We start from the raw sequence: 12082 nt of genomic DNA, 5'->3' as shown, positions 1-12082 counted from the left end.
TTACCGATGCCAAACAGGCCCGGCTATGCCGAGCCTTGCTACATAAGTCCTGCTCACCTGTCAGCGATGGTAACCGTCATGCGAGGTTAAGTGAAAATCGTAACGCGGGATTCTTTCCTGAAGAAGCGAAATCACCTGCTGCTCGATGGTTCGCGCTTGATTCGCAGTGATGTTATGCACAAGGTCAAGAGTAACATATGCATTGGCATCGCTGAGTGTGATGCGAGCATTTTCCACACCTTCTACCGACATGGCGATCCTCTCCATATTGGTCGCGTAGACTTGGGTATTACGTGAGTTCCAGTGGCCGATAACCATATTCGGATTTTGATTGCGCCCCATTAACGGGTCACGATCCGCAGCAACAGGCGCACGTCCTTGCAGAGTATTGCCACTTTGATCCCCTCTGATCTTCATATCGTGCTGCGTATTCCTCATATCCGGACTGTAGCCCTGCTGCCTAGCCGTATTTCCCCCGCATCCGACAGTGAGGACAGTCGTAAGTACAACCAAGCCCAGAACGACACGCGAGCTGCGTAAAAGCCAATTAGGTTGTGTCCACATGAAAAAGCCACCTCCTGTTTTGCTTAGTCTGCGCATCGCCTCTTGGGCTCATGCACGGGACAAACAGGGGTGGCTTATGCTTTCTTTATTCGGTAACTGGAGGGGTATAGTAATGCTTGCGACAGACGCTGCTGTATGTATCATTCCCAGCAATTTCAATCGTCTCCCCAGAGTAGACGGGTTGTCCATTTTTGAACTTGAGAATATGCGTCGCCTTTTTATTGCAGTAAACACAAACCGTTTTAATTTCTTCTACTTTATCAGCCTCGCACAACAGAGCGGCGCTGCCAGGGAAGAGCTCATTCTTGAAATTTTTCAACAAGCCATAGACGATTACGGGGATTCCCAGCTTGTCTACGATCCTGACGAGCTGGTCCACATGGTGGCGGCTGATAAACTGAGCCTCGTCAACCAACACGCAATGCGGCTTGACTGACTCTGCTTCTACGATTTGATACAGATCGGTCTCTTCGTTAATCGGAATCGCTTCTCTGCTAATCCCAACACGCGAAGCAACTTTTCCCACGCCATAGCGATCATCAACTGCTGGAGTAAACACTACTACTTTTTTCCCCGATTGCTCGTAGTTGTGGGCAACGGTCAATAATTGAATGGATTTGGAAGCATTCATCGCTCCATACCGAAAATATAGTTGTGCCACGTCTCTGTCTCCCTTTGCCTAAAAGTCGTTACTTAAGTCTTTGCATGGCGGTCTTTTGCCTCCTGAAACAAGGCCATGGCCAGCTTTCTTCTTTGTGCATGGTCCACACAAGGAATCGGGTAGTCGAAGCCAATCTTGCAGCCTGCTTGCTCTTGGATATGCTCCGGCATGTCCCACGGTTTATGAATATATTGTAGAGGTACTTCACGCAGTACGGGAAGATATTTTTTGACGAATGCACCGTCTGGATCAAACTTTTCCCCTTGTGTGACCGGATTAAAAATCCGAAAATACGGTTGCGCATCGGTACCAGTCGAAGCACTCCACTGCCAACCCCCGATGTTTGCCGCCTCATCGAAATCGATCAACTGCTGTGCGAAATAGGCCATTCCCCAACGCCAATCCACAAGCAAATCCTTCGTCAAAAAAGAAGCGGTGATCATCCGCAGCCGATTGTGCATCCATCCCGTCTCATTCAACTGCTTCATGGCGGCATCGACAATCGGGTAGCCCGTTTCCCCTTGACACCAATGGGTAAAAAAATCCTTCCTATTTTCCCAAGCGACCGTTTCAAATTGTGGCAGGTAGGCATGGTCAGTCGTGTGCGGATGGAAATAAAGAACCTGCTGATAAAATTCTCTCCAAATGAGTTCCGTAAGAAAAGCTTCGATCGAGGCAACCTGCTCACCCTGCGCGGAAGCAAGCACTTCCTGTACGCTATGATACACCGTCCGTATAGACAGAGTACCTGCGTTTAGGGCAAAAGATAGCCGGGAGGTCGCATTCACCCCTGGCATGTCGCGTTTTTCTTTATACGTATAAATGTCTTCATCTAAAAATTGCTGCAATCGTTTACGTGCCGCCCGCTCCCCGAACTGCTCCATTTCCCACTCGGTGCCAATCGGTCGTTTTCGTCCAAACGCTTCCACAGTAGGAACTGTCTCACTCGCCAACTCCTTCAACCGATCAAATAGATTCACTGTTGTCGGCTGAGGGAACGGTCGGTCTTTGGGCAGCGTCTGCCAAACGCGGCGATAAGGTGTAAAAACGGCATACGGCGTCCGCTGCTTCGTCATAATTTCCCCGGGCTCATGCAAAACCAAATCCTTGCATGTATGAACAAACACGCCATGACTGCTCAACACTTCTGACACCAACTCATCTCGCATGCGAGCTTCTGGTGTATAATCCCGATTGAAAAACAGCTTATCTGCACCTGTCTCTTGCACTAATTGACAGAGCACTTGCTGTGGGCTGCCGTGGCGAATCAAGAGGCGTCCTCCCAGTTGAGCCCAAGCGTCGCAGAGTGAAGCTATCGCGGCAAAATGCGCATGCAGTCGCTTATCTCCTACAACCGCAGAACGACAAAGCGATTCCTCCACTATATAAACAGGAATAATCGGGTCGTCTGTAAGCATGGCTGCATGCAGAGCAACATGATCATGCAAGCGCAGATCCCGACGGAACCAAACTATGGCAGTCATCGTTTGTCCTCCCGAAAAAAATCAGTGCCAGAAAAAGACAAAACCAGGCAGATTGCTCTACCTGGTTGTTCCCATACATTCTGATTAGGACAGATTGTATTTGCGTTTGAAACGGTCTACACGGCCGCCTGCATCAACGAATTTTTGTTTTCCTGTGAAGAAAGGATGGCAGTTGGAGCAGATCTCCACTTTCAACGCTTGTTTCACGGAACCGGATTCAAATTCGTTACCGCATGCGCAGCTAACTGTTACTACGTTGTACTTAGGATGAATGTTTTGTTTCATCTCTTCTACACCTCTTTCCGCCCTGAATCGTTTGCCGAAACAGAGTTATATAAACACATATCAGATAGTAGCATGAAACACTGCCGAAATGCAACTGGTTGGCCGATTACGCCATGTTTTTCCTGCGCTGGAGCTGATCTGGAGGAATATGTGTAAACGAACCGATTACGACATCTGGCAGCTCCTGCTGATAAATTTCGATGGCTTGCTTCATGCCGAATACTTCGCCTTGCGCTTTTGGAATCATCGCCAGATAACTCTCTGGATCGATATTCAGATTCCGCAACTGAATCAGTTTAATACCTGTTCTGCGGATGAATTCGATCATCGCTTCCATTTCCTCTTCGCGGTCAAACACGCCAGGGAAGCACAAGTAGTTAATGGACGTATACACACCCTTGGATGCAGCGTACTCAGCAGAACGCGCTACATTTTCCAACGTATAGTTGCGCGGGCGGTAGTAGGCATTATAGTGTTCGTCAATCGCACTGATGATACTCACACGCATCAGATCAAGGCCGGCATCGACAATGCCTTTGATGTGATCCGTCAGGCCCGCATTCGTATTGATGTTGATAAAGCCCATATCTGTCGTTTCCCGTACACGACGCATCGCTGGAACAATGATGGAAGCCATCGTAGAAGGCTCACCCTCACAGCCCTGTCCGAAGCTGATGATGCTCTCTGGTGTCTTGAGGTGGTGCAACATGACTTCTACCAGCTCGTCCTCTGTCGGCTTGAAGTTCATCCGCGTCTGTGGAGAAGGGAATCCACTGTCATCTGGTTGCTCGGAAATACAGCCGTAGCAACCGGCATTACAGGTATAGGAAACAGGCAAGCTGCCTTCCCAGCGGTTGAAAAAGTTATTGGAGGCCGTCAAGCATTCGTACTCCAACGCACAGTGGGACAAGTGGTTCAAAATGCGGTTTTGCGGAAACGTCTCCAACGTCTTTGCCACTCGCTGGCGCAGTTCATCCATCGGGAAGTTCAACGGGTCCCATTTGTAAATATCGTCGCTCTCACGCCCCGTTACCCAGAAGCGGTTATCCTTCCAGACCACTGCGGAGTAGCCAAACAAAGGCAGCTTGCTTTCCTTGTTCGTTTTCACGTAGCCTGGCAGCAAGAGCCTTGTAATTCCTTGTGGCACAAGTGCGCCTACTGCTGTACAGCCATCCAACTTGACCATTTCACCTGTGTCAGGGTCCATTCCGATCGGCTCGGTGTCCGGCAAACTGACCAGCGTCGATCCTTCCGGAAGCGGGATCAGTTCTTCTTCCAGAATTTCTGTCAATATATCTCCGTTACGAGCCACTGCAAAAAGACCTGGGTGGTCGTATACATTGCCTTTTTCATCTGCGTAAACTAAATACATGGGAAAATCGCCTCGCTTCTTTGCTTTGCCCATTGTATCGCATTGAAAAAGCAATGTAAATTGTATAGGGTTACCTGGCAAGATAGGGAAGTGGATTGATCGGCACATCATCCTGTCGCACTTCAAAGTGCAAATGGTAGCCCGTAGAGTTACCCGTTTGCCCCATGTATCCCAATATCTCACCTGCTTCTACGGTTTGGCCAGGTGACACCAGCAAGAGACGCATATGGGCATAAAAGGTTTGCAAGCCATCTCCGTGATCAATCACGACCATCCGCCCATACCCTGACCGGTTGGCGCCTGCCTCCACCACAACTCCCGCCCTCGCTGCCAAGATCGGGGTCTTTGATTCCTGTTCATTCCACAAATCCACACCCTTGTGTGTTTTTCCCCAGCGCGCTCCAAATCCGCTTGTAATCGTAGCTTCTCTGACAGGCCAACTGAGACCGCCGCGAATCCTCGTGACGACTTGTCGACTTGCCGCTTGAACGGCACTTCGCTTCTGCTCCGGATCGTTGCCCAACATCGGATTGCCTTTCGCGATGGGGACATACACGACCTGTCCGACATACAGGTTGTCCGACAGCCATTTTAGCAGCGGATTTCGCTCGATTAACGATTCCCGACTCACACCGTACCGCCTTGCTATGTAATCCAGTGTTTCTCCCCGTTTCACCATATGTCCGACTTCATCACGCTTGATGATTAGCTTCATACCCACACTTAACAAATGGGGATTCGTAATGGTATTCGCCTCTACCAGATTTTTTAAAGAAAGACCGTAGCGCTGGGCAATACCGGATAGCGTATCTCCTTGCCGAACAGCGTACACCACTGAATTTCCTTTTATTGCTGGTGCAGGCGAAGCCAGACTGGCGTAGGGATTAAATGCTTGAAATAGCGCTTGCTCCACGACTGCTTTTTTCGCTTCCATCTGTGACTCCACCGGAGCGCTAACTTGCACGTACTCCACGAAGCATCTCCTCCTTCTTTTCCAGCTCCCTTCCTAACGGTATGCCAGCACCACAAAAAAAATGACGGTGAGTCATTATGAACTCACCGTCGTGCTAGCTGCTTTCCCTCTGCCCTGTTGCTTAGACTCAAGGGTTTGCAAAAATTCTTCGTTTGTTTTTGTATCTGCCAACTTTTTAATAAAGGAGTCTACAAACTCATTTGTTTCATTCATGTTCTTCCGGATCATCCACAGCTTATCCAGCTCTTCTTTGGTGAGCAGAAGCTCTTCGCGGCGCGTACCCGAACGGCGGATATCGATCGCCGGGAAAATTCTGCGCTCTGCTAGCTTGCGATCCAAATGAAGCTCCATGTTTCCGGTTCCTTTAAACTCCTCATAGATCACATCGTCCATACGGGAGCCGGTCTCAACCAAAGCAGTCGCCAAAATGGTCAAGCTGCCGCCTTCCTCAATGTTCCGCGCCGAACCAAAAAAGCGCTTCGGACGATGGAAGGCTGCCGGATCAATACCACCGGACAAGGTCCGACCACTTGGCGGAATAACCAAGTTGTAGGCACGAGCGAGACGCGTAATGGAATCCAGCAGGATCACCACGTCTTTTTTGTGCTCAACCAATCGCTTTGCACGCTCCAAGACAAGCTCAGCAACTTTGATGTGATTCTCAGGCAACTCGTCAAAAGTCGAGGCAACTACCTCTCCTTTGACAGATCGCTGCATATCCGTCACCTCTTCCGGACGCTCATCAATGAGCAGGACAAACAAGTGAATATCCGGGCGGCTTTCGGTAATGCTGTTGGCAATTTCTTTGATCAGCATGGTTTTCCCCGCTTTTGGCGGAGCTACAATCAATCCACGCTGACCCAGTCCAACAGGAGAAAGAAGATCCATCAGGCGAGTGGAAACACGTGCAGGGGCTGTCTCCAGTACAAGCTTGGTTTGAGGATACAACGGTGTCAATGCGGGGAAATGAAGACGCTCTGCGGCTGTCTCAGGGTCTTCTCCGTTCACTGCCTCTACTTGAAGGAGTCCAAAATAACGTTCATTCTCCTTCGGTGGTCTTGCTTTTCCGGATACCACATCCCCCATCCGCAGATCAAAACGGCGAATCTGCGACTGGGAGATGTAGATATCTTCCGAACTGGGGAGATAGTTAATGGGGCGGAGGAAGCCGTATCCCTCCGGCAATATTTCGAGAACCCCCTCCATAAACATGAGACCATCCCGCTCCGCTCGTGCCCGAAGAATCGCGAAAATCAATTCCTTCTTCTTCAGCTGGGAGTAGTACGGAATGTGGTATTCCTTAGCCAGCTTATAGAGGTCGGTCAGCTTCTTTTCTTCTAGTTCAGAAAGTAACATACATCCACCACTCTTTATTTACTCTTGAAAAACTAGCTCAACATACAAATGCAAAAATTGTTTTTACAAACCGTTCATCGGCTTGCGTTCTAAGCGGTGGTTCCCTTCAATGAAACGTACCGTTCCGGTTTTTGCACGCATAACTACGGAATTGGTCGTCGCACGAGTTCCTTGGAAGCGAACTCCTTTGAGCAACTCACCATCCGTTACACCTGTCGCTGCAAAAATGGCGTCATCACCTTTCACCAAATCATCCATGAACAGCACTTGATGAGGGTTAGTCAATCCCATTTTGACACAGCGTTTAATCTCATCTTCATTTTGTGGCAAGAGCTTGCCCTGAATTTCTCCCCCGAGGCATTTCAAGGCAACAGCTGCCAGAACACCTTCAGGAGCTCCTCCAGAACCAAACAAAATGTCTACACCTGTATCCGGGAAAGCCGTATTGATCGCAGCGGCTACGTCTCCGTCTGAGATGAGGCGAATACGCGCACCTGCCTCACGAATTTCGTGGATCACCTTAGAGTGACGATCACGGTCAAGCACAATAGCGACCAAATCGCTGATATCTTTCCCTTGTGCCTGCGCTACCGCTTTCAGGTTATCTCGAATCGGTGCGTTGATATCGACCTTGCCGACTGCCTGAGGCCCTACTGCCATTTTCTCCATATACATGTCAGGAGCATGCAATAAATTTCCCCGGTCTGCAATGGCAATGACCGAAATCGCTCCCCATGTTCCTTTTGCAAGGATATTCGTTCCCTCCAAAGGGTCTACAGCCACATCGACTGCCGGAGCCACTCCCTGGCCCAGACGCTCACCGATGTACAGCATCGGCGCTTCGTCCATTTCGCCCTCGCCAATTACTACGACGCCATCCATCGGCACTTTCATAAATTCATTGCGCATTGCGGTCGTTGCCGCATCGTCAGCCTCATCTTTTTTTCCGAGACCCATCCAACTGGCAGAAGCCAAAGCAGCGGCTTCAGTTACACGTACCAGTTCAAGTGTTAAACTGCGTTCCATTCTGGAAGACTCCTCTCCTGGTGATTGGTTAACGCTGGTGGTTTTCCATACTTTGCAGGCCTACCCGAGTAATATCGGCCCCCAAGGCTTGCAGCTTGCCCACCAAGTTTTCGTAGCCACGATCTATATGTTCAAGTCCTTCTAATTCTGTCTTGCCGTTCGTTGCCAAGCCGGCAATGAACAGAGCTGCTCCCGCACGCAAATCCGAAGCTACCACTTTGGCACCATTCAGTTTGCTTCCGCCTTCGATGACAGCTGATCTTCCTTCAATCTTCAAGGAAGCTCCCATGCGACGCAATTCATCTACATGTCGAAAACGCGAGCTGTAAATATTGTCCGTCACGATGCTTGAGCCTTTGGCAAGAGTCAGCAAGGTCGTGATCGGCTGCTGGAGATCCGTTGGAAAACCCGGATACGGACTCGTTTTCACATCGATTGATCGATAAGAATCATGTCCGATGACTTGGATGCTGTCATCCTGTTCTACCACTTGCGCACCGATTTCGCGCAGCTTGGCCGTTACAGACTCCAAATGCTTTGGAATGACATTCTCCACCATAACATTGCCGTTCGTAGCCGCTGCCGCAATCATATACGTCCCCGCTTCGATCCGATCGGGGATAATCGTATGACGGCATCCACGCAATCGTTCTACGCCTTTAATGCGGATCATGTCCGTTCCGGCACCTTTGATGTTTGCTCCCATGTTGTTGAGCAAGGTCGCTACATCGACGATTTCAGGCTCACGGGCAGCGTTTTCAATAATCGTCACACCATCTGCTTTGGCAGCAGCCAGCATGATGTTAATCGTCGCACCAACACTGACCAGATCGAGATAAATTCGCGCACCCTGCAACCGTCCATTTTGGGCACGGATGGTCATGACGCCGTTTTTGTTCTCCACCTCGGCGCCCATTGCTTCAAAGCCTTTGATATGCAAATCTACTGGACGCGGGCCCAAATCACATCCACCTGGCAAGCCAACCTGCGCTTCACCGAACTTGGCGAGTAAGGCTCCCCACAAATAGTACGAGGCACGAAGCTTTTTGATGCGACCATTTGGCATGAGCATCAGCCTCATACTGCGTCCGTCTATTTCCATCCAATCTTCTTCGAACAGCACGTCAGCTCCCATTTCCTGCAAGAGCTCGTGATAAATACCTACATCCTGAATACGGGGGAGATTCTCAATAACAACGGGTCCATCTGCCAGCAACGCTGCTGGGATGAGTGCGACTGCGCTGTTTTTTGCTCCGCTGATGGTCACCGTCCCCGCGAGCGGTTTTCCACCGTTGATGATCAGCTTATCCATGCTTTGCTCTCCTCAGGCGTAATCGGGAAAGAAGCACCTTCCCCAATGGAAAAGGTGCTTGGACTTTCAACACGTGTCCTTATTTTTGCATGCTTGCCCAGTCAGCGAGGAATTTCTCCAAGCCACTGTCTGTCAGTGGATGGGCAATGAGTTGTTTGAAGACTTTCGCTGGAATGGTAGCGAAGTGAGAACCACGGCGTGCTGCCTCCGTTACGTGAACAGGGTGGCGCACAGATGCCGCAATGATTTCGGTGTCGATACCGTGAACAGAAAAGATTTCTGCAATATCTTCGATCAATTGCATGCCATCTTGACCAATATCATCCAGACGTCCCAGGAACGGAGACACGAAGCTCGCACCTGCGCGCGCAGCCAAAAGTGCCTGGTTCGCGGAGAACACCAGTGTTACGTTTGTTCTGATTTTGCGTTTGGCAAAATACTTGGTTGCCTTCAAACCTTCTGCGGTCATTGGCAGCTTGATGACGATGTTTTTCGAGAGAGCAGCGAGCTTCTCTCCCTCTTCGATCATGCCTTTTGCATCTGTACTGATGACTTCGGCACTGATCGGACCGTCAACAATATCGAGAATTTCTTTCAGGGTTTCTACAAAATCGCGTCCTTCTTTGGCAACCAGGGACGGATTTGTCGTTACGCCCGCCAGAACTCCCCATTCGTGAATTTCGCGGATTTCTTCAACGTTTGCTGTATCAATCAAAAAACGCATGATTATCCTCCCAGTTACGCGCGGTTGCTGCTTCCGAACAAGCGCATTTTTCCTTTGACTACTTCCTTGATCGCATCGCGAGCAGGACCTAGGTATTTGCGTGGGTCGATCTCATTCGGCTTGGCAGCCAGCACTTTGCGAACTGTTTCCGTGCATGCGACTTGGCTTTCTGTATTTACATTGATTTTTCCTACGCCCAAACGGATGGATTCGATAATCGCTTCGTCTGGTACGCCGGAACCACCGTGAAGAACGATCGGCGCTCCAATGTTGCTTGCTACTTTTTCGATAATGTCGTAGCGGATTTTCGGAACTCCTTTGTACATACCGTGTGCTGTACCTACAGCAATCGCTACGTAGTCTACTTTTGTTTCTTCCCAGAAGCGGATTGCTTCCTCAGGATTTGCCAGGGTAGCATCTTCCTCGTCAACAGACAAGTCGTCTTCCACCCCGCCGATGGTACCGAGTTCACCTTCTACCGATACGCCAACAGCGTGAGCAGCCTCTACAACCTGTTTGGTCAGGCGAAGGTTATCTTCAAACGAATGATGGGAACCATCGAACATAACAGAAGAGAACCCAGCGCGAATGCACTTCATTACCATGTCGAAATTGCTACCATGGTCAAGATGCAAAGCAACAGGAACTCCTGCGCGTTCAGCAGCCACTTTTGCAATCGCTACTGTATAATCAATCCCCATGTATTTCAGTGCACCCTCAGAAACACCAAAGATCACAGGCGATTTTTCTTCCATCGCGGCTTCCGTAATCGCTTGAGTAAACTCCAGATTGTTCAGGTTAAATTGTCCGACGGCGTATTTATGCTTTTTGACGTCTTCGGTAAAAGCGGTCATAGGTACCAGTGGCATTTTGTAAATCCTCCTCTAGCAGACTTCAGTCATGTGGCTTATTATACCACAGACAAGCATTTGTTAACAGGGACGCTTGTACCCTGACCTTAGCAGTCAGTTCCTAACAAGCTAATTGCTGATGCACCGCCATTCGTAGTTCATCGATATCAAACGGCTTTGTAAAATGAGTCAATGCTCCCAGTTGTGTTGCTTCTTTGATCATGTCCAGCTCTCCGTAAGCTGTCATCATGATGACTTTGATTTCCTGATTGATCTTCTTGATGTGTTTCAAGATCTCAATACCATCCATCCCAGGGATCTTCATGTCGAGGATAACCAAATCTGGCGACTCTTTTTCCACGATCTCCAATGCCATTTTCCCGTTTGCTGCCTGAAAGGTCTTGTACCCTTCTTTTCCCAGCACCTCATACAGTAAAATGCGAATCCCATACTGGTCATCCACAACCAGTACCTTTTTATCTTGTTTGTCGAACATTCTGATTCCCCCCTGACGAATGCGTTTTCTTAATTATTATGGGTTCGCCTAAAATCAGGAAACTCCTTCACCTTTTTTGCTGAACGTCAACTTAAAATTTCCCATAGGCTTCATTTCGAGTATAATGGGAAAAACCAATTTCCCCTACACACAAGGAGCCAGATACTCACTATGGATGCTCTGTGGCTGATTTGCTTGTTAACATTTATTATCCATACGACAGAGACACTTACCTACGGGATCCGTTTTGCAGGGGTACAAACGGGCAGGATAGCTGTAGCGATGTCTTTGGTCGGGATCGTATTGCTCCTCTCCCGTACTTCCAACCTGATTCAAGGTCCATTCACTGGGGGATTGATGGATCAAGCTGCAATCGAGCACTTTGATCCCAGCACGCAATTGCACGTGATTATTGCATCGTCCTCGCTCGGAACCTTGGCGGCTATCGTACTGTTTCCCACTTTTGTTCAAATATCGAAACGAATGATCTCACACTTGGAAATAGCGGGCTCGATTCCGCAAATGATTCGCACGGCAGTTACTGTCGAAACCATCCGACGTGTCCACCATCATGTCCGGATTCCTAGCTGGCAAGCCATCTCTCGGTTTCGAATCAAAGGAGTTCCCAAACGATTACTGTTATTAAATGCATTGGGGACAGCGATCTACACAAGCAGCGTACTGTCCGTGTTGTACGCGACATTACTAGCCCCGGATTACAAAGCAACCGTTTTGATGTCTTCTGGATTAATCAACGGTTTCGCCACGATTTTCATGACGATTCTGGTAGACCCGCAAATTGCCCTTTTGACAGAAAAAGCAATGCAAGGGAAAACCACGCAGCAATCGATTCGTGACATGTATCTATGGCTGATGATCTCACGTTTTATTGGAACGATTTTGGCTCAATTCCTGCTCATTCCCGCCGCCTATTGGGTAGCCTGGCTCTCTCCCTTGTTTCATTAATCTGCTTAAAAA

At 49.1% G+C, this 12082-nt stretch carries 13 protein-coding genes; 1 reads left to right on the top strand and 12 read right to left on the bottom strand.

Annotation, left to right across the window (positions count from 1 at the left end):
• Positions 1–60: 60 nt before the first annotated feature.
• The 12 genes from FB479_RS15410 to FB479_RS15355 all read right to left on the bottom strand — a co-directional run bounded on the left by FB479_RS15410 (position 61) and on the right by FB479_RS15355 (position 11104).
• A complete protein-coding gene (locus tag FB479_RS15410) occupies positions 61–564 on the bottom strand; it encodes a sporulation protein (RefSeq protein WP_106654788.1) in 504 nt (167 codons plus the stop codon).
• Between the two features lie 85 nt (positions 565–649).
• On the bottom strand, positions 650–1225 hold the full coding sequence (locus tag FB479_RS15405) for a thymidine kinase (protein WP_106654789.1): 576 nt from the start codon (positions 1223–1225) through the stop codon (positions 650–652).
• 32 nt (positions 1226–1257) lie between these two features.
• Positions 1258–2709, bottom strand: a complete 1452-nt coding sequence (locus FB479_RS15400) for a cryptochrome/photolyase family protein (protein WP_142065882.1) — start codon at positions 2707–2709, stop codon at positions 1258–1260.
• A gap of 84 nt (positions 2710–2793) precedes the next feature.
• Positions 2794–2994, bottom strand: a complete 201-nt coding sequence (gene rpmE / locus FB479_RS15395; protein ID WP_106654791.1) for a 50S ribosomal protein L31 — start codon at positions 2992–2994, stop codon at positions 2794–2796.
• A 106-nt stretch (positions 2995–3100) separates the two neighbouring features.
• Positions 3101–4366: a radical SAM family protein gene (locus FB479_RS15390; RefSeq protein ID WP_106654792.1), complete on the bottom strand. Its 1266-nt coding sequence runs from the start codon at positions 4364–4366 to the stop codon at positions 3101–3103.
• Between the two features lie 70 nt (positions 4367–4436).
• Positions 4437–5339 carry a M23 family metallopeptidase gene (locus tag FB479_RS15385; protein WP_142065881.1) on the bottom strand — a complete coding sequence of 301 codons (903 nt, stop codon included), beginning with the start codon at positions 5337–5339 and terminating at the stop codon, positions 4437–4439.
• 75 nt (positions 5340–5414) lie between these two features.
• Positions 5415–6695 carry a transcription termination factor Rho gene (rho, locus tag FB479_RS15380; protein ID WP_017252384.1) on the bottom strand — a complete coding sequence of 427 codons (1281 nt, stop codon included), beginning with the start codon at positions 6693–6695 and terminating at the stop codon, positions 5415–5417.
• Between the two features lie 63 nt (positions 6696–6758).
• Complete coding sequence (gene glpX / locus FB479_RS15375) at positions 6759–7721, bottom strand: class II fructose-bisphosphatase (RefSeq protein ID WP_142065880.1); 963 nt, start codon at positions 7719–7721, stop codon at positions 6759–6761.
• Between the two features lie 28 nt (positions 7722–7749).
• On the bottom strand, positions 7750–9033 hold the full coding sequence (locus FB479_RS15370) for a UDP-N-acetylglucosamine 1-carboxyvinyltransferase (RefSeq protein ID WP_106654795.1): 1284 nt from the start codon (positions 9031–9033) through the stop codon (positions 7750–7752).
• A gap of 79 nt (positions 9034–9112) precedes the next feature.
• Complete coding sequence (gene fsa / locus FB479_RS15365; protein WP_015893657.1) at positions 9113–9757, bottom strand: fructose-6-phosphate aldolase; 645 nt, start codon at positions 9755–9757, stop codon at positions 9113–9115.
• Between the two features lie 14 nt (positions 9758–9771).
• Entirely contained in the window at positions 9772–10626 is an 855-nt protein-coding gene (gene fba, locus FB479_RS15360) for a class II fructose-1,6-bisphosphate aldolase (RefSeq protein WP_016740164.1), read from the bottom strand.
• A gap of 103 nt (positions 10627–10729) precedes the next feature.
• Positions 10730–11104, bottom strand: a complete 375-nt coding sequence (locus FB479_RS15355) for a response regulator (RefSeq protein ID WP_007725537.1) — start codon at positions 11102–11104, stop codon at positions 10730–10732.
• Positions 11105–11275: 171 nt separating this feature from the next.
• On the opposite strand from FB479_RS15355, the gene FB479_RS15350 reads away from it, so the two are divergent.
• The gene (locus FB479_RS15350) at positions 11276–12070 is read left to right on the top strand and encodes a lipid II flippase Amj family protein (RefSeq protein WP_047069842.1); all 795 of its coding nucleotides are present in this window, start codon (positions 11276–11278) and stop codon (positions 12068–12070) included.
• The last annotated feature ends 12 nt before the right edge of the window (positions 12071–12082 follow it).

Origin of the sequence: Brevibacillus sp. AG162, assembly GCF_006715575.1 — a bacterium.
Taxonomy (GTDB): Bacteria; Bacillota; Bacilli; order Brevibacillales; family Brevibacillaceae; genus Brevibacillus; species Brevibacillus brevis.
This window is presented reverse-complemented; position numbering and strand designations above follow the sequence as displayed.